Annotated in this window: 15 protein-coding genes, 1 pseudogene and 2 riboswitches; of the genes and pseudogenes, 15 read left to right on the top strand and 1 reads right to left on the bottom strand. The window is 30.3% G+C overall.

All coding sequences use genetic code 11. The annotated features are described in order from the left end of the window. Nucleotides 1-42 precede the first annotated feature (42 nt). The 15 genes and pseudogenes from eutM (at nucleotide 43) to B3630_RS05660 (ending at nucleotide 21,943) form a co-directional block, all read left to right on the top strand. Complete coding sequence (gene eutM / locus B3630_RS05730) at nucleotides 43-333, top strand: ethanolamine utilization microcompartment protein EutM (protein ID WP_035134878.1); 291 nt, start codon at nucleotides 43-45, stop codon at nucleotides 331-333. A 415-nt stretch (nucleotides 334-748) separates the two neighbouring features. Further along, nucleotides 749-932, top strand: a riboswitch (cobalamin riboswitch). A 343-nt stretch (nucleotides 933-1,275) separates the two neighbouring features. Further along, entirely contained in the window at nucleotides 1,276-1,896 is a 621-nt protein-coding gene (locus B3630_RS05725; RefSeq protein ID WP_346896314.1) for a DUF4430 domain-containing protein, read from the top strand. 72 nt (nucleotides 1,897-1,968) lie between these two features. Further along, a complete protein-coding gene (locus B3630_RS05720) occupies nucleotides 1,969-6,561 on the top strand; it encodes a hypothetical protein (protein ID WP_346896312.1) in 4,593 nt (1,530 codons plus the stop codon). A gap of 25 nt (nucleotides 6,562-6,586) precedes the next feature. Continuing rightward, complete coding sequence (locus B3630_RS05715) at nucleotides 6,587-10,576, top strand: Ig-like domain-containing protein (protein WP_346896310.1); 3,990 nt, start codon at nucleotides 6,587-6,589, stop codon at nucleotides 10,574-10,576. Nucleotides 10,577-10,713: 137 nt separating this feature from the next. Continuing rightward, nucleotides 10,714-11,841: a DUF4430 domain-containing protein gene (locus tag B3630_RS05710; protein WP_346896308.1), complete on the top strand. Its 1,128-nt coding sequence runs from the start codon at nucleotides 10,714-10,716 to the stop codon at nucleotides 11,839-11,841. Between the two features lies 1 nt (nucleotide 11,842). Next, the gene (locus tag B3630_RS05705) at nucleotides 11,843-12,829 is read left to right on the top strand and encodes an energy-coupling factor transporter transmembrane component T (RefSeq protein WP_414633001.1); all 987 of its coding nucleotides are present in this window, start codon (nucleotides 11,843-11,845) and stop codon (nucleotides 12,827-12,829) included. Continuing rightward, nucleotides 12,819-14,549, top strand: coding sequence for an energy-coupling factor transporter ATPase (locus B3630_RS05700; protein ID WP_346896304.1), 1,731 nt, complete (start codon nucleotides 12,819-12,821; stop codon nucleotides 14,547-14,549). Before B3630_RS05705 ends, B3630_RS05700 begins: the two co-directional genes overlap by 11 nt. Beyond that, nucleotides 14,528-15,409 carry an ECF transporter S component gene (locus tag B3630_RS05695; RefSeq protein ID WP_346896302.1) on the top strand — a complete coding sequence of 294 codons (882 nt, stop codon included), beginning with the start codon at nucleotides 14,528-14,530 and terminating at the stop codon, nucleotides 15,407-15,409. Before B3630_RS05700 ends, B3630_RS05695 begins: the two co-directional genes overlap by 22 nt. After that, nucleotides 15,406-16,203, top strand: coding sequence for a class B sortase (gene srtB, locus B3630_RS05690; protein WP_346896300.1), 798 nt, complete (start codon nucleotides 15,406-15,408; stop codon nucleotides 16,201-16,203). Before B3630_RS05695 ends, srtB begins: the two co-directional genes overlap by 4 nt. A 299-nt stretch (nucleotides 16,204-16,502) precedes the next feature. After that, entirely contained in the window at nucleotides 16,503-16,931 is a 429-nt protein-coding gene (locus B3630_RS05685) for a GNAT family N-acetyltransferase (RefSeq protein ID WP_346896298.1), read from the top strand. A gap of 18 nt (nucleotides 16,932-16,949) precedes the next feature. Next, nucleotides 16,950-17,726, top strand: coding sequence for an HAD-IIB family hydrolase (locus tag B3630_RS05680; protein ID WP_346896296.1), 777 nt, complete (start codon nucleotides 16,950-16,952; stop codon nucleotides 17,724-17,726). A gap of 26 nt (nucleotides 17,727-17,752) precedes the next feature. Beyond that, nucleotides 17,753-19,078: an erythromycin esterase family protein gene (locus B3630_RS05675; protein ID WP_346896294.1), complete on the top strand. Its 1,326-nt coding sequence runs from the start codon at nucleotides 17,753-17,755 to the stop codon at nucleotides 19,076-19,078. Nucleotides 19,079-19,106: 28 nt separating this feature from the next. After that, nucleotides 19,107-20,423, top strand: a complete 1,317-nt coding sequence (locus B3630_RS05670) for an erythromycin esterase family protein (protein ID WP_346896292.1) — start codon at nucleotides 19,107-19,109, stop codon at nucleotides 20,421-20,423. A gap of 65 nt (nucleotides 20,424-20,488) precedes the next feature. Continuing rightward, nucleotides 20,489-21,056: pseudogene (locus B3630_RS05665) on the top strand (DUF4269 domain-containing protein). A 132-nt stretch (nucleotides 21,057-21,188) separates the two neighbouring features. Continuing rightward, nucleotides 21,189-21,379, top strand: a riboswitch (cobalamin riboswitch). A gap of 138 nt (nucleotides 21,380-21,517) precedes the next feature. Next, nucleotides 21,518-21,943: a hypothetical protein gene (locus tag B3630_RS05660; RefSeq protein ID WP_346896290.1), complete on the top strand. Its 426-nt coding sequence runs from the start codon at nucleotides 21,518-21,520 to the stop codon at nucleotides 21,941-21,943. A 54-nt stretch (nucleotides 21,944-21,997) separates the two neighbouring features. Here B3630_RS05660 and B3630_RS05655 read toward each other — a convergent pair whose 3' ends face one another. Beyond that, a complete protein-coding gene (locus B3630_RS05655; RefSeq protein WP_346896288.1) occupies nucleotides 21,998-22,891 on the bottom strand; it encodes a DUF1002 domain-containing protein in 894 nt (297 codons plus the stop codon). Nucleotides 22,892-23,106: the final 215 nt, after the last annotated feature.

The raw sequence follows: 23,106 nt of genomic DNA, 5'->3' as shown, positions 1-23,106 counted from the left end.
AAAATTATAATATAAATAAAAGATATTTAGGAGGATTATAAAATGAAATACGATGCATTAGGAATGATAGAAACAAAAGGTTTAGTAGGATCAATTGAGGCAGCTGACGCTATGGTTAAAGCAGCTAACGTATATTTAATAGGTAAAGAATATGTTGGAGGCGGACTTGTAACTGTTATGGTTAGAGGAGATGTTGGAGCTGTTAAAGCTGCTACAGATGCTGGAGCTGCTGCTGCACAACGTGTTGGAGAATTAGTATCAGTTCACGTAATCCCACGTCCACATTCTGAGGTTGAAGTAATTCTTCCATCTTCTAAAGAAGCTGCAAAATAGGATTTTAATAACGTTTTAAAATAGAAACGTCGCTAAAGATAATTTAGCGGCGTTTTCTTTTTTGACAAAAATAATACTTTATTTGTTAATTATATTAATCATGAGTAACTGTTATATAGAATTGTGGGAATGGAAATTGTTTGTACCTTAAGAAAATATGGAATTTTATTTGTATATTATTATATTTAGTTATGGGTAATGGTTCTAGTATAATTATTTTTGAATACTATTTTAATATGAAAGTTTAATTAAAAATTATAGAATTTATTGTAAAACAATATATGTATAAATATATAAATAATAACACATATATATATAGTTGACAATTTACATAATTATACCTATAATACAAATTGTAATAGTAGTATAATTTACATAAAATAATATATGTAGAACTACTAATAAAAATTTAATCGTAATCATTGATTTATTTTATGACGAAAAATATTCGTTAAGGAAGTCGGTGTAAATCCGACACAGTAAATCCCTACTGTAAGGGTGACGAACAAAGCAAAATGCCACTGGTATAAAAACTGGGAAGGCGCTTTAAGTAGGATGAACCTAAGTCAGAACACAACAGTAAGATGAATCAATAGATTGCATTGTACAAGTTTTACCAATTATAAAGCATGGATATCTGAAGGCATAACAGGTGTTTATTTTTTACGTCCATTTTTAAAAAAATGGGCAGAAAAGCTTAATTACAGAGCACAAAAACTAAACTTCTATAGACATAAAATTTTTAGAAATTTATAAAAATGACTGAAATGAAAATTATAGATAATTACATGCTGAAATAAGGGGGGATGAAATTATTGGTAAAATTCATAACATTACTATTCATAAAAAATGATATAAAGGTAACAAATACTTTTATTATGGCGAATTAGAATGGCAAAAAAGTGTTGTGTTCAGGGGATAAAAGAATGGGGAGGATTATAAATGAGTAAAAAAATGAAAAAGTTTTTGGGTTTTCTTTTAGTTTTAGTTATGACATTAGCTATTAATGTAAATGCAAATATAAATGCTAATGCCTTTGCAGATGCTAATGAAACTGTTAATGTTCAGATTAAGGCGTATGGAGATACCTATATTAATGAAACAGTAAATCTTAATGATTTAAAATCTAAATTAAGTTCAATAAATTCAGATCATTTATATAGTACACAACCATATACTAATTATTCTACCGAAGGTATAAAGACACCAACTACAGCTGATGCTTTAATTTTTGCTTATAACCAATACTATATGAGTCAGGGAGCAGCAGAGGTAACTCCATTACTTGATACTAATTATCCAAATACATCAGCTGCTATTAGCTATAATTGGGATTTAAAGCCATATGCTGGCAAGCCAGGAATCTACTTTCTTTACTTCGACGGAATGACAACTGTAGATAATGGTACTGTTCAAAATCCTGATGGCACTCATACTTGGACTGGTGATACATGGACTTTCTATGTAAATGGAGTTAAATCAGATTTATATGCTAGTAACATTTCATTAACAGATGGTATGACAATTGTTTTTGATTATGGTACAGTATCCGAAACTTGGTAAAATTAGATAATAAAAATATTTTAACAGATGATTAAAGAACTCCTTTAATCATCTGTTTATTTGGGGGATAAAATGAATAAAATAAAAAGATTTATCGTATATCTATGCGTAATGTGCATTGTTATAACAGCGATACCTGTTAAAGCCTTTGCTAAAGATGAAGAATCTAGTAAATCTACAGAGTTAACCAGTCTAATAGTAGCATGTTCTACAGCTCACCAGCCGAGTTTGGTTTGGCGTGGTTCACAAGCCACTAAAATAGATGGTAAAGATAATGTTTATTACGTTGATCTTTCTAGTGGGATTATTGGATGTCTAAGAATCACAGGTACTAGAAAATCAAATACAGCAAAAATTACTATTGAGGATATGACAGATCCAGAGAATAAATCTAAAACAAATTTATCTATTAACTATGATAAGGGTTATGAACTTAATGAAAATAATAAACTAGTTGAAAATAAAGACAATAATCCCTTCTGCAGTTTTGAAAAGTCTACAAATCAGAGCGATTTTATAAAAGCTGCTTATGGAAGCAATGTATTTAAAATAACAGTAGAAGATGGGGATAAGAAAGAAGAAAATTATTTAGTAGTTTCCTTTAAAAAATCTACCAATGATTTAGAGAATAATTGGCCAGATAAAATTAATATATTAGATGGAAAAACTTCTAAGCCCTTAACTAATGAATATCAATGTGGCAACGAAATCATGGCAAAAACTAAGGGAATTGGGGTTTGTGGAGAAGATGGAAAGTGTAAAATTCCAGAGGATACTTCATCTATAAGATTGCAATTAGAAAAATCAGTGACGTCATCTAAAAATGCTTTTTATGAAGGTTGTGAAGATGGCTTTTATAGGACAAATTCCTATGAAGTTAGCTTCAATGGAGGACCATGGAAACAAACTGGTGGTAATGAAATAAGTGAAGAGTTTGCTTTAAAACAAGGATTAAATATAGTTCAGCTTACTACAAGTTCAATTGAAGCTTTCCAAGAACCAAGAAGAAAGTCACTTGGAGGAATAACTCTTTTATTATATAGAGATGGAGAAAATACCTATGAAGTTCCAAAAGGAACGGATACTTCTATAAAATCTGTAAAGATATTTCAAGGGGCTAATGATAAAGCTCATGCAACAGATAGATTTGCAGAGCTATTGTATACTAATAAAATTGATGAAAAAGCAAGTATTAATTTAACTTCTTCAAATCCCTATGTATATATTCAAGTGGAAACTAATGATCCAGCAGCAGAGGTATTTATACCAAACAGTAAAGTCATTGATGGAGGATACTTTTTTAAATTAGATAGTGATAAAAATGATGTAATTCCAATTAGTGTTATCCCAGCTACTGGAGATATAGGTGCTCAGGCATTGCATAATATAAATATTAACTGGCAAATTACAGAGGCAAGTCTAGACAAGTTAGAGGTTATTGGAGGAAAACTAACAAAATATTATAAGAAAAATTTAAAGGATTATTATCTTATACCTGACTCCTATGATTCTAATGTAAGTTTAAATTTTATTCAAGGAACAGAAAGTAACATTGAAGTTTATTTAAATAGAATTGATTCTAAGCCTATTGAGATTACAAATAATACTGTAGAAGTAGATCCTTCAAAAGTACATCAGGTTATACTAAAGGCTACTTCTTTAGATGGAATTACAAATAGTTATACTGTTGTAATTAAGAGGCCAGATTCCAAGGATACATCAGGAGATTATGAGAAGACAAAGGGAAAAGCTTCAGCAATATTAAAGAAGGCTATTGATGGATATAAAAATAAAGAAAAAGACAAAATAAATGGAAATTATTGGGACGTATTTTCTATGACTAGTGCTAATGAAAGCTTAGATGGATACTATGTATATGATGTAACTAAGCATAGATTAGGTCAAGCTACGGATTATGCAGCTATTATTTTACAGTTAACTATGATTGGAGAAAATCCTTATAATTATGATGGTGTAAACTATGTAGAAGGACTTAAAAATTGTAAAGATGAAATGGGGTCTTATGGACCTTTTGCTTGTAATATTTGGGCATTATATGCACTAGATGCTGCGGGATGTTATGATGAGAATTTAGTTAATATTGTAGCTGGCTCAGCATATAGTAAGAATTTTGATTTAGATATGCGTGGTTGGGCTCTTGCAGCAATTCAAAACCATTTAGATGTGGAGGGAGTTGCTGAAAAAAGCTCTATAGCTATTGAGCGTATGAAGTTAAATCAAGATGGTTCTGGTACGGATAAGGCAGCCTTTGAAAACCCTTACTATTCCAATAGTAATCTTTCTAGTCATGCTTGTGTAATAATGGGGCTTACTTCTGCAGGAATTAATATAGAAGATGAAGATTGGAAGGTAGATGGAGTTTCTCCATTAGATGTAATAGACAAACGTCAGGATAAAGAGAATGGGAAATTTACAAGTACAACCTATGGAGATTCCTATAATACACAGGTTATTATCGCTTTGGGGGGAATTATTAATAGAGATAATGTTTGGGCAGCTCAAGTTCTTACTTTAGATAAGGTAGAGAAACTTTTAGAAAAAGCAAAGGAAATTAAAACTAATCCAATCCTTCAAAAGCAAATAGATTCACAAAGAGAAACGCTAGAAGAATTATATAATAAAAACTCTGGTAATGCCCTTGGCATGGGCGAAGATTATTATGCTTTATATGACTTAGTAGGTTTAGCTGATGAAAGTTGGAAACCTAACACATTTATGGGGACAGAGGAAGAAAAGCAGGAAGTAGAGGATGTTATAAAACAAATTGAAGAGATTTCAAATATAGAAAAGTTAACTTATGCAGATAAAGCTAAAGTAGAAGCTGCAAAAAGTGCTTTTTTTAGATTAAAACGTGTTCGTGTTGAAGGAAAAGAAGTTGGATCGATATTATTACAACACTATGTAAATAATAGTTATATTTTAGATGAAGCTATTGCTTTCATTGAAAATGAAGAAAAGCTACATAAGGAAAATGCAGAAAAGTTAACTAATGAAATATTAAAGTATAAAGATGTGGGTTCTATTAAGTTAGAGGATAAAAACAACATTATGGACTTAAAGCAGAAGGTTGATGGCTTAGGTGAAGAAGTTTCTAAGTGGATTTCAGGTGAAATAGTACAGATTTTAAATGATGCTATTAATCGTGTTATTAATTTAGAAGTAGTAACTCCAGTTATTGTGGAAATTAAGAAATTAGAAGAGGGAGTTACTATCTTAGATGGACCTTTCTTGAAGGAAGTAAGAGCTATGTATGAAGCATTAACTAAAGAACAAAAAGCTTTGGTTAAAAATTATTACTTACTTGTAAGCTCAGAAAAGGAGTTTAATAAGCATCAGATTGAAAATGTAGTAAATCAAATTAAGGAATTACCAGAACCAAGTAGTTTAAAGAAAATACTTGATGGAAAAGCAGAAGAAATTACAATTACTCCAAAACAAATTGAACAGATTGCAAAAGCAAAAGCTGCATATGATGCTTTAACACCAGAGCAACAAGTTGCTATTGAAGCAATGGAAAATGGAGAGGTCTTAGTGACAAAATTATCAGAGGATGTACTTATAGCTGAGGAATATGAAGGTTATATAGAAGCATACTTAGATCCATTAGTTGAAAAAGTTAAAAACTTTAATATTCCAATGAGTGCAAATCAAGTAAGTTATGCAAAGGAAATTTTTAATGAATATAACAAAAATGAAAGTGTGAAGACGTACCTAGATAGTATACCTGGGATAAAGGAAAAAATTACTAGTATTAAAAAAGGTATTGAAGAATGGAATGAAGCATTTAAGAAAGCTGATTCTGTTAAGATATATTTTACTGATGCAACTGAGAATGCGGATGAAAATCTAGTTTCAAAAGATACCGTACAAGGTATTAAACTAGCATTAGAAAAATATGAAGAGTTACAAAGAAATTCAGAAAATGCAGCAAGTATTTTAGAAAATGAAATGGCTAGTTTAGAAAGGCTAAAAGATAAAATTTATGCAAAGAAAAAGCAACTTAATGAAGAGAACAAGGTAGCTAGAATTTCAGGTAAAATTCCATGGGATGTGGAATTAGAAATCAAGGAAGTAGAAGTTAAAAACTATGATGCGTTAAAGAGTTATTTATCTAAATATAAGGATGCTTCAATGGTTAAAGCAGTAAGTGTTAATAGCCTTGAAATAATGTCCGATGGAAGATTAAAGCAGTATATTCCTGAAAAAGATTACATTGCTACTTTATTTACTCATGAAGATTTTGCAAATAAAAATGTTTATTTAGCTATGTTATCAAAGGATGGAGTGAATATTTTAAATAGTAGTGTGTCTGGTAGTGATGTTACCTTTACTATGGATAGTAGTAGTGGAGAGTATGCAATAGGTGTCAAAGCTGTTAAAACAGTAGAGCCATCCAGTGATGATACAATTGATGGTAATAAAGAAGGGGATATAAATAAAAACAGTGGAAATAAACAAGGAAAGGCAACTAGCTTGCAGCCATCAGATAAAGGTGAAAATATAAGTAATAGTTCTGGAAAAACTTCATCAGCACCTAAAACTGGAGATGTTTTACCACAAAAGATGTCAATTATGCTTACTTTAATTGTTATAGGTATCGGTATATTTATTACAGCAAAAAAATACAAGGCTGCCAATAGGTAGGTTTTATAGAATTGGGGTTGAAAAAATGAAGTATAAGAAAAAAGATAGAATTCGAAAGTTAACAGCAGTTCTTTTGCTTCTATTTATGACAGTTACCACTTTTCTGGGAAATTATAAACCTGCTTGGGCAGATGCGGAAAATGGTATTGTAACAGTTACCGTTGAGAGATTTTCAATAGGTAAAGGATATGTAATTGAGCCTAATATGGTATCAATAAGAGAAGGGGAAAACTATGTTTCTCTATTAAAGAGATTTTTAAGTTCTCAGGGATATGGGTATGATATTCACGATACTCAATATGGTGCATATTTAGCTTCTGTTCATAATGCAGATACACAAGATATGAAGTTAAATATTCCTAATTCCATATTAAAGATGGCTAGTGCAAATGGAGATTTTACATTAAATAATAATTTGACTAATGCTTATGCACCAAAGTTATCAGAATTTTCCTATACAGGAACTTCTGGATGGGTATATTCCATTAACAATGTGTTCCCTAACGTAGGAATTGGCAATACGTATCCTAAAAATGGTGATGTATGTAGGTTACAATTTACTATTTATGGAACAGGAGCAGACGTAAGTGGTAAAGATGTAAGTAGTGGGAAAGTTTACTACACTCCAGCCGATAGAAGTAAATTATTATGTAAGGTAGCAACAATAAATCAAGCAAAGGATATTTGGTTTACTGTAGATGGATGTGAAGTGGCTTATGATAAAGCTATGAAGGTTTTAAATAACTTTGATGCAACTCAAGCAGAAGTAGATACAGCATTAAGTGAACTTCCTTCCATGGAAGCTGTTTATCCTAAATCTGTAGCATTATTAGACAGTAATCTATCTATAGATATAGATGAAAAAGATAAGCAACTTAAAGTATCTCTTTATCCTGAGAATACTACTTTTAGTAAATTAGTATGGAAGTCTTCGGATGAAAGAGTGTTACAGGTAGATGAGGAAGGAAAGCTTTTACCAATTTCAGTGGGTAAGGTTGATATTACGGCAAGTACAATAAATGGATATAGTGCTACATGCCATGTTACAGTAAAGAATCGACCATTAACTGAAATTGTATTAAATAAGTCAAGTTTTTCTTGTGAAAGAGATGATACATTTCAATTAAAAGTAGTAGAATGGATACCTGAAAACACTACGGATGATAAAAATGTAACCTGGACAACTAGTGATGAAAAAGTTGCTACAATATCTGAAAATGGGTATGTTGTTGCTAAAAAATCAGGTGAAGTAGATATTAAAGCTACAACAAAAACTGGAATTAATGCCATATGTCATGTCACTGTAGGAAATAGTAAAGAATTAGTAGCAGCTATGGAAAAGAAAATTTCTCAACTTCCAAATTCTGCTGATATGAAAATAAAAGATGTTAAGGGAGTTTATGCGCTTAGAGATGAGTTTGAATCTTTAAAAGATGAAAGTAAAGCCTATATTTCTGAGACTATAATAAGTAAACTAAAAGCTTGTATAGAAAAAGCTGATATATTAACTGTAATTTCTAAAATTAATAATTTGCCGTCTATATCTGTTCTTAGGCTTGAGGATGAAAGTAAGGTGCAAGAAGCAAGGACATATTATGATGCTTTAAGTAGTAAAAATCAAAAGCTTGTTGGAAGACCTTATATAAACCGACTTTGTAAGGCCGAGAATCGCTTAAAAGACTTAAAGAAAGAAGCAAAAGATGTAGAAGATAAGATGATGAAATTACCTGACAAAGTAACAATAGCTGATATTGACTTAGTTATTTCTGTAAGAAATGCTTATGAAGGTGAGCTTACCCAGGCACAAAAAAGTATTATTTCAGAAGAAGCTAAAAACAAGTTGACTCATGTAATAAGTAGTTTGCAAGGATCAATTACAAGGGTCATAGATGCAGTAGATACTAGTCAAGAGGTTGATATTAATTCAAAGGAAATTCAAGAATTTCTTAAAGCTATAGCTTTTTATGAGGATATGGAAGGAATAATGGAAATTCCAGAGGATACAAAGAATAAAATTGATGCTACAAAAAAATGGATTGAACAAGCAATTCATACTTGTGAAGGTATTACTGTAGAAAGTCCTTGGTATATAAGAACTAAGGTATCAGATATAAATGGAAAAACAGAATTCCTTAAACAGATAAAAAAGGCTTATGATTCTTCTAAAGCATCTATAGTTTTTGCAGAAGAGATTAGCTATGAGGATATCAGAAATAAATCTAATTATTCTCAAGAGAAGACTGTGGAAATTACCTTTAAGTTACCGGCAGAATATGATTCTATGGAAAATCCAAAGGTATTCATGGTGAAGGATGGAAAAATTAAGGAGTTAGATGCAACTTATAATGCTGAAAGTGATAGTATAACTGTTCATTCTCGCTCCATTGGAAAATTGATTTTAGCTGATGTACCAATAGCTATAAAGGATATTTCTGTTTCTTCTACAGCACAAGTAGAAAAAGGTGGAACTATATCTTTAAAATCCTATAAACTACCTGAAAGTGCTACAGAACCCCTAGAAATAAGATGGAAGTCATCTAATGATAATATAGCTACTGTAGATGATAATGGTGTAGTCACTGGAATTAGTGAAGGTACTGTAACAATTACAGCTTCCTTAGCTAGCAGTATGGATATTAAAGCTGAATGTAAGGTTACAGTAGTTACAAAGGCAAACTCTCTTTCTAAAAGTGTTGAAGAAATTTTAAAGGAGACAAGAGGATATATTATTTCTATTGATAAAAATCCTGCAAAGGGTAGTGAATGGTTTGTAATAGGTTTAGCAAGAGGTGGAATGGACATAAATAGTGATTATTTTGATACTTATTATAATCATATGGTAAATTACTTAAAGGAGAAGAATGGAAAGCTAACAGATACAGTTAAATATACTGAATACTCTAAAGCTATTGTTACTATGACTTCCATAGGAAAAGATGCTAGGAATATTGGAGGATATAATTTACTTGCTAACTTAGCTGACTTTAATGAAATTAAAAAGCAAGGAATTAATGGACCAATATGGGCTCTTATTGCTTTAAAGACAAATCCATATTATGTTATTCCTGAAGTTTCTGGAGTATCAAAGCAGACGACAGAAGAAGGATTAATAGATTATATTCTTTCAAACGCAAAAAGTGATGGTGGATGGAATTTATCAGGAAAATCAAGTGATGTTGATTTAACAGCAATGGCGTTACAAGCTATTGCACCTTATTACAATAAAGAAGGAAGAGAAAAGGTAACTATAGCAATAAATAAAGCACTTTCATTTTTAAGCAAAAATCAGCTAAAAAATGGAGGATTTGCTACTAGTGGTGTAGAGACTTCTGAATCTAATGCTCAAGTTATTACTGCTCTTTGTGCTCTTGGAATTAATCCAGAGACAGATAATAGATTTATTAAAAATGGTTATTGGTCAGTGGAAAATATACTTAAATATCATATACCAGGTAGTGGGTTCATGCATGTAAAAGCTGAAGCAGGTAATAATGGAGGTGCTGAAGCAGGTATAATTGATGGAATGGCAACTGAACAAGCTTATTATGCGTTAGTTGCTTATAACAGATTAAAAAATGAAAAAACTTCTTTATATGATATGTCAGATTTATCCATAAAAATTGGTGATAGTGGAGATAATTCAGGTACGGGAATTAACAATGAGAATCCTGGACCTGAAGTAGAAGTAAATAAAGTTGAGAATAATATCTCCAGTATTTTAAGTAAAGCCATAAAGGGAAAAAGTGTTTCTAAAGTTTCCAAAACTACTAATACTGCAAATAAAAATGATAAGAAAAGTGTAAATAAAAACACTAAAAAAGATTCCAAGGCAGATGAAGAAGGCTGGAATTTTAAAGGTGGAGAATATGAAGGCAGTAAGGGTTCTTTAGATGCTAGATTAGAAGGAAAAGCAAATGAAACTGAAGGTATAAAAGAATATTTACCCTATGCCCTTTGTATTTTATGCGGAGTTACAGTTGTAGGAGTATGTATTTACTTTAAAAAGAAAAAGTAATAATTTTAAAATGACGCTGATTCTCATATATAGAATTATGGGAATTGCTCGTTAAAATGTAGTTTTATATGTAAGGAATATGCTGAACATTAGTGTATTTCTTACATATAATTCATTTTCGCAAGGAGGAAAATAATATGCGCAAAACTTGGTTAAAAATAATTGCGTTATTAATATGTATAGTTTTTTTTATTACTGGTTGTGGTAAAGCTAATAGTACTCATAACAAAGACATGCAGAGTAAAACAATACCAGAAAAAAATATCTTATCGGAAGATGGTATAGTATCAGAGGATATTATGCTAGGAATATCTGGAGTAGATAAGGTTTTTTCCTTTGAAGGAATGGATAGTAATGGAATTAAGTATACTTGGTTTTATGATGGAAAGAAAGTTCAAAATCCTATAGAGCAAAAGTTGAAAGTAGAATTTTCTAAGGAAAATTTAGATGATATAAAAATTGCAGCTAATAATGCTACAGTTGGACTAGAAATGAAACTTGAGAAAATGCAGTTGGCAGCTCCAGTACAATTAAGCATTATACTTACTGAAAAGTGGGATGCTGATAAGATTTTGCTTTGTAAGTATATAGATGATAAAGTTAAAAAAATGGAGGAGGTTGAGATTGAAAACACTAATAATGAAGGGAAAGAATGTACTAAGTTAACTTTTCAAGTTACAGAAGCTGAGGGTACTTATTATTTATTAGGAGGTAAAACAAAAAAGAAATTAGATAAAGAAGTAAAAAGTGAGGTAAATTTACAACAAGGGAAAAGTGAAAACTCAAAAGAACAGGCTAGTGTAAGTGAAAAATCTGATGATAAAATAAGTACTTCTTCAGGAGATAATTCTTCTCCAAAGTATACTTGTACAATATCCGTTGAATGTGGAACAATACTAAATAATTGGAATGAGCTGAATAAAAATAAAGCTGATTTTGTTCCATCTGATGGTTGGATTTTAGGAAGCACAACTGTGGAATTTACTCCAGGAGAAACGGTTTATGATATTCTTGGAAGAATATGCAAGGAATCTAATATACAAATGGAGGCAAGCTTTACTCCGATGTATAGTTCCTATTATGTAGAAGGTATAAATCAACTTTATGAATTTGACTGTGGGAGTCTATCAGGTTGGATGTATAGGGTAAATGGTTGGTATCCTAATTACGGATGTTCTAAATATGAAGTAAATGATGGAGACAATATTGAGTGGAAGTATACTTGTGACTTAGGAAGAGATGTTGGAGGATATATGGGTGAGTGATATGGAAGAAGAGAAAAGAGATATATTTGAATCTTATCATCCTATAGTTAATTTTCTTTTCTTTTTATTAGTCTTAGGAATAACTATGTTTTCACAGCATCCTATGGTTTTGATTATTTCATTTTTATCAGCATCATCTTATGCTATTTTTTTAAAGGGATTAAAAAAGGTAGCAAAATTTAATTTTTTATTTACACTTCCAGCTATGATAATAGTGGCTTTGGTTAATCCTGCATTTAATCATTATGGTGTAACACCATTGTTTTATTTAAAGACAGGAGCAGTTACTTTAGAAGCTATTGTTTATGGAATAGTATTAGCATGTAATTTATTTATAATTATACTTTGGTTCACATGCTATAACGAGATAATGAGTAGTGATAAGTTTATTTATCTATTTGGACGTATAATTCCAGCAATATCCTTAGTATTGTCCATGGCTTTACGATTTGTTCCTAAATTTATAGAGCAAGTTAAGGAAACTAGAAATGGACAAAAATGCGTTGGAAGAGACATTAAAAATGGTGGTTTTATAAAAGGAATAAAATATGGAATTAAAATTATTTCTATTTTAGTTACATGGTCATTAGAAAATGCCATTGAGACTTCGGATTCCATGAAAGCAAGAGGTTATGGATTAAAAGGAAGAACAGCTTTTTCATTATATAAACTAGATAAAAGGGATAAAATTATGCTCACAATTCTAGTAATGTTATTTTTAATATTTTTTCGCGGAGTAAAAGCTGGATATACCAATGCAATATATGATCCTATGATTAAAATAGGCGGCATGACATTGTCTGTAGGTGTAATGTTAACATGGTTAGCATTTGCAACCATATGTTTTATACCTTGTATTTTGAAAGGTTATGAGGTTATATTATGGAAAAAGCTATATAGAAAGATAGAGAGAAAAAGAAATATTCCGTCTTATTTATATACATTGATGGGAGAAGAGAGGATAGGTGAGAAAGAACATGGAAGATAAGAATTGTATTATAGAAATCAAAAACCTTACTTTTTCTTATCCGTTGCAGAAACATGCTTCTCTAAATAACATTAATTTGTCCATTGAAGAAGGTGAATTTATAGTATTTTGTGGGAAAAGTGGTTGTGGAAAAAGTACTCTTTTACGTCATTTAAAATCAGTACTAGAACCTCATGGAGAAAGGTTCGGTAAAGTGCTATATTATGGAACAAAATTATCGCAAGTATCTGAAAGAATTCAAAGTGCAGAGATCGGATTTGTATTACAAAATCCAGATAATCAAATAGTAACGGATAAGGTATGGCATGAATTAGCCTTTGGCTTAGAAAGCTTAGGATATGATACTCAAACCATTAGACTTAGAGTAGCTGAAATGGCATCATATTTTGGAATACAACAATGGTTTATGAGAGGTGTTAGAGAACTTTCAGGTGGACAAAAGCAACTATTAAATTTAGCTTCAATTATGGCAATGCATCCAAAGGTATTAATACTAGATGAACCAACTTCACAGCTTGACCCAATTGCTGCTTCAGATTTTTTAGAAACTGTTAAGAAAATAAATAGAGATATAGGAACAACAGTTATACTGACAGAGCATCGTTTGGAGGATGTAATCCCCTTTGCAGATAGGATATATGTTATGGAAAATGGAGAGATATTAACTGAGGGAACCCCTAGAAAAATTGGAGAAAGCTTAAAAAAGCTTGAAAATGATATGTTTGTAGCAATGCCGACGCCAATGCAAATTTATACTGGGGTGAATAATGATTATATATGCCCATTAACGGTAAGAGAAGGAAGAAGATGGATAGATAATATAGTAAAGAATAAGAAAAGTGTTGATTTTAAAAATATAGAAGAAGCAAAAGAATCAATAAACAATGTAAAAGTGAAAAATAATATAGATGTTCCAGCTATAAAAGTAAAGGATGTATGGTTTAGATATGGTAAAGATATGGTAGACGTTGTAAAAGGTTTATCAATGGAAGTCAAGGCAGGTGAATTTTTTGCCTTGGTAGGAGGAAATGGAACAGGAAAGAGCACAACACTTAGCTTGTTAGCACGTATAAGGTTACCACATAGAGGTAGAATATGGTTAGATGGAAAAGCGTTAGAAAAATATACAGATAAGGAGCTTTATAATGGATTCTTAGGAGTATTACCTCAAAACCCTCAAAGTTTATTTGTGAAAAACACAGTAGAAGCAGATTTGTATGAGATGATTGATGGAAGAAAACAACGAAAAACCGACGCTTATCCAATTGATATGAAAAAGTATGATGCAATAAATGGTATAGTATCTCTGACTAAGTTAGAAGCATTAATGGAGCGTCATCCCTATGATTTAAGCGGCGGAGAGCAGCAAAGACTTGCCCTTGCAAAGATGCTTTTATTAAGGCCTAAAATTCTTTTAATGGACGAACCTACTAAGGGCATTGATAATTACTACAAACAAGAATTAGGGAAAATACTAAAAAAACTTACAGAACATGGGGTTACAATTTTGCTCATATCCCATGACGTGGAATTTTGTGCTCAATATGCAGATAGGGTAGGGTTATTCTTTGAAGGAAATATAGTGTCAACTTCTAAAGCAAAAGAGTTTTTTGCAGGAAATAGTTTTTATACTACAGCTGCCAATAGAATGGCTAGAAAGCATTATCCAGAGGCAGTTACTGTAAAGGATGTGATAGCGTGCTTAGGGAAAAAGCTTTAGATGAATTTTTAGACATGTTTCTAGAGAATAAAAATAAGGCAGAAGTTGATATAGATTTTTGGAAAGAAGATAAGAAAAATATCAAAGAGGTATTAAAGGGCAACATTTTCGAAGAAGGAATAAGAATTTCTAAGGAAGAAAAGAGAAAAATCCCCAAACGTACGTGGGTTGCAATGTTTTTAATATTAGTAATGATTCCAATTACTGTGTGGATAGGAATTACATATTTAAATGATAGAAAGTATTTGTTTATTAGTTTAGTTATAGTGATTTATTCCACAATTCCTTTTTTTATGATATTTGAAAGTCGTAAGCCAAAGGCTAGAGAATTAGTTATAATAGCTACATTGTCAGCCATTGCAGTGGCTGGTAGAGGCGCATTTTTTATGCTTCCTAGTTTTAAACCAGTAGCAGCTATAGTGATTATATCTGCCGTTTGCTTTGGAGGAGAATCAGGTTTTTTAGTAGGAGCCGTATCAATGATTGTATCAAATATGTTTATGGGACAAGGTCCATGGTCTCCATGGCAAATGTTTGCTATGGGTATAATTGGATTTATTGCTGGGATTTTATTTAATAAAGGCTGGTTAAAAGCAAGTAGAGGTTCTTTGTGTATATATGGTTTTTGGTCTGTATTTATTATATATGGAGGAATAATGAATCCTGCCTCTTTAGTAATGATGTCTAAAAGGATTACTTGGAAAGGGTTATTAGCTGTATATATTTCAGGAGTTCCTGTTGATTTGGTACATGCTACAGCTACTGTTATCTTTTTATGGATTATAAGTAAACCTATGATTGAAAAGCTAGAGAGAATTAAGGTTAAATATGGATTGATTGAAGGGGAAGATACTAAATGAAGAGAGAAGAAATATCTGAAAAAGCTAATAAAGAGAACAGTGAAGCTAAAGATAAGAAAAAGAAGGATAATAGAATATTAAATATTATTATGATTTTTGCTATATGCATTATAGTTTATGGAATATGGAGTGTAATATCTTTAAAGACGCAATATAAAAAAGCAGGAGAAGAATATGAAAAGTTACGTAAAACAATGAGTATATCCTCTGAAGAAAATTTACTAGATAAAGATGCTCCTAACTTAAATATAGATTTAAAACAATTAAATAAAGAAAATCCAGATACTGTGGGGTGGATTTATTACCCATGTCTTAATATCAATTATCCAATTATGAAAGATGAGGATAATACTTACTATATTAAGCATACATTCTCAGGGGATAAAAATGATATAGGAAGTATTTTTTTGGACTGCATGGCAAGTGAAGACTTTACTGATGACAATACATTTTTATATGGACATAATGCAATGGATGGTTCTATGTTAGGTAGTTTAAAAGATATAAGAGAAGTGGGTGTAGTAGAGAAAAATCCTTATTTTTGGATATATACTGAGAATGGATGGCAAAAGTACAGTATATTTTCTTATCATGATGCTAAAAAAACAGATAATACTTTTAAAATAAAGTTTGACAATGAAGAAGAACATAAGGCGTTTTTAGATCACATAGTAGAGCTATCAGAAGAAAAAATAGATGTTAAAGTTTCAGAAAAAGATAAAATTGTAACACTAGCTACATGTACAAGCAACTCATCTATACGATTTGTAGTCCATGGAGTAGAAATAAAGTAAAACTGAGTAAAAACTTCATTTGATTCAAAGAACTATGTTTATGTGACTCTGTGTTAGTGTTTGTATAGTCCATAGTGATTATTCTCTGTGTATGTATTTTTTTATAGATTAAATCATAACACAGAATAATCCACTATGGTTTTTTTATTGGTTCAATTTGATTATACAGCTAGTCTAAAATTTTATAAGTAAAGTTAAGAGAATAAATTTAACATAATTTTAGAATAACTAGATAATTATGTATAATATGTATTATACTTATTTAAGTAAGATAGTAAAGGTATTCGGAGGATTTTAGTATGGAAATATTAGAAATGAAAATTTCAAACTACGAGGATATTTTTAAATTATGGACTTCTACCCCTGGAATGGGTCTAAGAAATTTGGATGATTCTAAAGAAGGTATAGATAAATTTCTAAGGAGAAACCCTACTACTAATTTTATAGCTGAAGAGGATGGTAAAATAGTAGGAAGTATATTATGTGGACATGATGGTAGACGAGGATATATTTATCATACTGCTGTAGATATGAGATACAGAGGAAAAGGTATTGGGAAAAAGCTAGTCAATTCAGTTATTAATGCCTTAAACGGTGAAGGAATAAATAAAGCTGCACTAGTTGTATTTACTAATAATGAAGTTGGGAATGGGTTTTTGAGATCTATGGGATGGGAGAAAAGAGAGGATTTAAATTACTATAATTCAAGCATTAATAAAGAAAATTAATTTAGTTGGGGGATTAATATGGAGAAGAAGATAAAATTGATTATAACTGATTTAGATCGAACCTTTTTAAGGACGGATAAAAGCATTTCTAACTATAGTTTAGATGTTATAAGAAGATGTAAGGAACAAGGAATATATATTGCTATAGCTACAGCTCGTTCTGAACGGGCAGCTGCTAAATACATTGGATTAATTAATCCTGATATTGTAATTTCTAATGGGGGAGCATTAGCAAAGTGTAAAGATGAGGTTATTTATAAATGTATGCTATCAGCACAGGTATCTGATTCCCTAATTAAAGATTGTGTTATGAGTTCAAATATTGGTGAAATAACTGTTGAAACTGAAAGTGGATATTATAGCAATAGTGAAGAGTTAAATAAACATGGCGAAGATTATACTCATGCTAAATATACTGATTATTCCAAATCACTAAATTGCATGACCTATAAAATAACAGTAGAAGTTTTAGAAAATAGTATTGCAGAAAATCTAGCCTTTAAATATCCACAATGTAGTTTTCTAACTTATGTTGGAGAAAACTGGTGTAGATTTGCTCATAGAGATGCCACAAAAATTAATGCTATTAATGAGATAGTTAAATATTTAAATATAAGCCTAGAAGAGGTAGCTGCATTTGGTGATGATATTAATGATATAGGAATGACAAAACATTGTGGACAAGGCATAGCAATATCAAATGCAATTGAAGAAATTTTAGAATGTGCATCGCATATTACAGGAAGTAATGATGAGGATGGTGTAGCAGCTTATATTAGAGAAAATTTCTTATAATAAATTCATTAAAGGAGTGCTTTAATATGAAAAAGAAACTAAGACTTATATCAACATGTTTAATCTCTATTCTTTGTTTAACTGCTTGTTCAAAGGTAAATGAAAATCCGGAAGTAAAGGCTTTGAAAAAAAGTGTAATACCAATAAGTACAGTAGAAGCTGGTAATGGCTTTAAAGATTTAATGCCACTTAAGGATATATTAAAAGATAAAAAAATAGTTGCCATGGGGGAAGCAACTCATGGCACTAGTGAATTTTTTAAAATGAAGCATAGATTCTTTGAATTTTTAGTAGAAGATATGGACTATAGAGTATTTGCTATGGAATGTGACGGGGGTGGCGGACAAGTCATAAATGATTATATTTTAAATGATAAAGGTAGTTTAGAAGAGGCTTTAGAAGCTACTAAATTTGCTGTATGGAGAACAGAAGAAGTAAAAAACATGATAAAGTGGATGAAGGAATATAATGATGATCCATCTCATAAAGAAAAAATTAAATTTTATGGATTTGATATGCAGGGGATAGTAGATACACTTCCTAAACTTAGTTATTATTTAGGGGAACTAGACAAAGAGCTACAGACTAAGGCAGAAGAAGATACTCTTAACACAATTTATAGAAACGATATTAAAGCTCTTACAAATGAACAACTTGATAGTATCCTATTAAATATAAATGAAATTAAGAAAGATATGGAGAATGTAAAAGAAAAGTACTTAAATAACAACTTACAGAATGAGTATGAGTTAGCTATATGGAATCTGAACCTCGTATCCCAATGTGCAGAATATAATATAGAAGTTAATAAAAGTGTAGATCAAATGGTTCAATCAGTTGCAGCAAGTAATTTACGAGATAAATATATGGCGGCCAATGTTAAATGGATACAAGAGCATGAAGGTAAATTAGGAAATGATAAGGTTATGCTATGGGCACATAATTTACATGTATCATCTATGGACGGCAATTTTAAATATATGGGTAAAAATTTAAAGGAAATGTATGGAGATAAGTATTATTCTATAGGATTTGAATTCTCTAGGGGAAGTTTTAATGCATCTAATGATATGTCTACTGGGACTATGACAAGATTTGATATAGATAATAATGGTCCTGAATATTTAGCATCAAAATTTGATAAAACTCAGATACCTATATCATTTTTAGATTTCAATTCAGCATCTGAGAATAAAGAGGTATCAAAAATATTATCAAACAATCAAACTTTTAGTCTTATCACTGCATTTTATGATGAGAGTATTCCAAAAAGCTTTCAATATATACCTAAAAATTTGTTTGATGGGTTAATATATATAAAAGAAACTACAGAGTCTAAGCTAGTAGACTAAAATAATAGCTTAATGGGGGATAATGAATATGAAAAAGAAACTAAAACTTATATCAACGTGTTTAATCTCTATTCTTTGTTTAACTGCCTGTTCAAAGGTAAATGAAAATCCGGAAGTAAAGGCTTTGAAAAAAAGTGTAATACCAATAAGTACAGTTGAAGCTGGTAATGGCTTTGAGGATTTAATGCCACTTAAGGATATATTGAAGGATAAGAAGATAGTTGCTATGGGGGAAGCAACTCATGGGACTAGTGAATTCTTTAAAATGAAGCATAGATTCTTTGAATTTTTAGTAGAAGAGATGGGCTATAGAGTCTTTGCTATGGAATGTGATGGTGGAGCTGGACAAGTTATAAATGACTATATTTTAAAAGGAGAAGGTAATATAGAGGATTCTTTACCTGCATTATATAGAACTAAAGAAGTAAAAAACATGATAAAGTGGATGAAGGAATATAATGATGATCCATCTCATAAAGAAAAAATTAAATTTTATGGTATGGATAATGTCATTATAGTAGATACACTTCCTAAACTTAGTTATTATTTAGGAAAACTTGATAAAGAGCTACAGACTAAGGTAGAAGATACTCTTAGCATAATATATAGAAACGATATTAAAGCTCTTACAAATGAACAACTTGATAGTATTCTATTAAATATAAAAGAAATTAAGAAAGATATGGAGAATGTAAAAGAAAAGTATTTAAATAACAACTTACAGAATGAATATGAGCTAGCTATATGGAATCTAAACCTTATATCTCAATGTGCAGAATATAGCATAGAAGTTAATAAAAGTGTAAATGTATATGTTCAATCAGTAGCAACAAGGAATATACGAGATAAATATATGGCGGCCAATGTTAAATGGATACAAGAGCATGAAAGCAAATTAGGAAATGATAAAGTTATGTTATGGGCGCACAATACACATGTATCATCTATGGATAATATATATAGATATATGGGTAAAAATTTAAAGGAAATGTATGGAGATCAGTATTACTCTATAGGTTTAGAATTTTCTAGAGGAAGTTTTTATATATGGAATGCAGGCGATATTTATAGTAGAACTTTGACAAGATTAGATATAGATAATAATGGTCCTGAATATATATCATATAAGTTTGATAAAACCCAGGTACCTATATCATTTTTAGACTTTAATTCAGCATCTAAAAGTGAAAAAATATCAGAAATGCTATCGAAGAATCAAACTTTTAATTATAGTGGTGGATTTTACGATGATGAAAATACTCCAAAAAGTTTTCAATATATACCTAAAAATTTATTTGATGGATTAATATATATAAAAGAGACTACACCTTCCAAAATACAATAAGGCATTAAAGTTTGCAAAAATTATTAAAATGAAAAAAGAGTAACACAGTTAAGAGGATAATTTAGATGAAGAACAAAGATTTTATAAATATAGACTACCTTAAACATGGTAATATAAAACAACAAAATGCATATAAAGTACTTAAGGAGATAGATATATTTAATGTTTTAAGAAAGTTTAATCCAATATTAGTAGGGACTATACCTATTAATATTGATATAGAAAACAGTGATTTAGATATAGTATGTGAAGTTTATGATTTTAAGGAATTTCAGAAGATAGTAGAAGATAGGTATTCTATGTTTAGTAAATTTCATATAAGTAATAATAGTACAGATAATGAGACAATATTAACTATAAATTTTTATGTGAATGATATTGAAATAGAAATATATGCTCAGTCATTGGATAGTTGTAAGCAGGCATATGGTAGTTGAAGATAGAATACTTAGATTAGGTGGAGAAAGAACTAGAGAAGAGATTGTTATACTTAAGAAAAGTGGATTGAAAACAGAACCAGCTTTTGCAAGATACTTAGGCATTTATGGGAATCCATATGATGAGCTATTGAAATTAGAAGAATATAGTGATAAAAAGATTAGAGATATGTTAGATAATATTAGAAATAGTTAGTTATATTTAGATATTTAACAATAAGCATTAAAAGAAGTACTAAAACTTCTAATTTGAAGGCAAAACAATGGTTAGGGCTATAATTAATGGTTTGACATGAAAATTAGAAGGGTATATTATAATATTAACAATTGAATATTATGGAATATGGGTTCAGTTATATTTTCCTATAACTGATTAAAAGAGAAGTTGGGTGAAAATCCCACACGGTCCCGCCGCTGTAAGAGAGGAGTTTTCTTCTAATTATGCCACTGTTTTTATGGGAAGGCAGAAGAAAATAATGATACTTGAGTCAGAACACCTGCCTATTTTTTACGCTATAATTCTACGAGAGATGGAAGGGTGTGATTTAATCTATGATAAATAAGATTTAAGACCTTTTAGTTTTAGTAGCTAAGAGGTTTTTTATTATACCATTAATAAAGTATTAAATTTATGTTATTAATAAGGAGTGATTGTATATGAAAAGAGCGCAATTTGATAAAGAAAGCTTATTACTAGTTATATCAGAAGTGCCAAAGGTCTTAAAAAACTTAGATAATATTATAGACACAAACAATGAAAAAGTAGATTCTACAGAAGGCAATTTTAAGATAGAATTCACTAAGTTTATAGAGCTTTTAGGTAAATATATGAGTAAATGCTTAGTAACTATAAGCGAACCTTATAATGAAAATTTATATAGTGTAAGTATAGACAAATCAGTAGATGCTGGATTTTTACCACAAATATCATCTGAATTTTATAACTATTTAAAAGGCTTTAGAAACTGTGAAGAAACTATAAAAAATGTATCGTATAATGAACTATATAAATTCTATGTGGATAACCATGGTAACATGGATAAATTATATGAACATATGATAGAGTTTACTAACAAGTTATAAAAAATAAACCGTACCCTAAAAGGTACGGTTTATTTTTATAATTGAATCTTTATTTTAGTTAAAAAGTGAACTGAAGAATTCGCTAATCCAGCTAAATAGTTTATCGAAGAAGCCTGAATCCTTAAGTTCTTTTCCTAGAGCTTCCATTTCATCTTTAAATTTAGATGCACTTTTGTCTAAAGTATCCTTAAGTTTAGAATAGTCTAAGTCTAGGTCATTTATATTAGACATTAATGTAACCATATTGTTTTGAATGGTAGCATTTATATCTACATCATATTTTTTTTCAACTTTTTCAATAATTTCTTTAATTTCCTCCTCGTTAGAAGGCTTGTCTTTTATAACAGCTGTTTTAACTTCGTTGATAATTGCAGAAGCTTCTGTATCACCTATCTCTTCAGCTAAGTCTAGGGATACATCTATCTCTTCTTGAGCTGCTTTTTTATTAGAGGTAGATAATTCACCACCCATTATATTCTCAGCACCAGCAAGTATTCCAGCAAGGGCTGATTCTCCAGTTACTTCAAAAGGAGCTGAGGCTGTAACCTCTGCATTCAATATTCCAGAAGTAATTAATGCATTTGCAAGCATATCATTAGTTACTAGTGTTAAGTTAGAAGAGTTTACTGTTACGCCATTTTCCTTTTGTAATAGCTTAACATAGGCACTAGAATACCATCCACCTGTAAAATTGGCTAATTCTTTTTCATCAAGACCAAATTGTTTTAGTGCCATTTTACTGTCTACATATATAGCTTCAATATTGTCTGGAGCTTTAAAGTACTTTCTTAATTGAGCTTCTTGGCTATCACTTAAATCAGAACCAAAGCTTAGAATTTCACCACTTGGGTATTCACCATGAATATCTGCAAAAGCAGTTGTAGGTATAGATATACATGTTAAAATACCTATAGTCATAGCTAATTTTTTAAAAAATTTCTTTGACATGTTAAATTCTCCTTATACTTAAAATGTAAGTAATACTATCTAATAATAAAATCTAGATAGTTACTTTATATATCTAATTATATATATTATATTTTATATTTATATGATATAGAATAAATATTAATAAATTTGTAAGAAATGAAAAAAGTGAATTAACTGTGACATCTATGGAAATAAAACAATTTTAGTATTAGAATGGATTTATAGTTAAATTT

The organism is Clostridium sp. UBA7503 (assembly GCF_002477055.1).
Lineage (GTDB): Bacteria > Bacillota > Clostridia > Clostridiales > Clostridiaceae > Clostridium_J > Clostridium_J sulfidigenes.
Note: the sequence above shows the minus strand (reverse complement) of the source record. Positions and strands in the feature narration are given on the sequence as shown.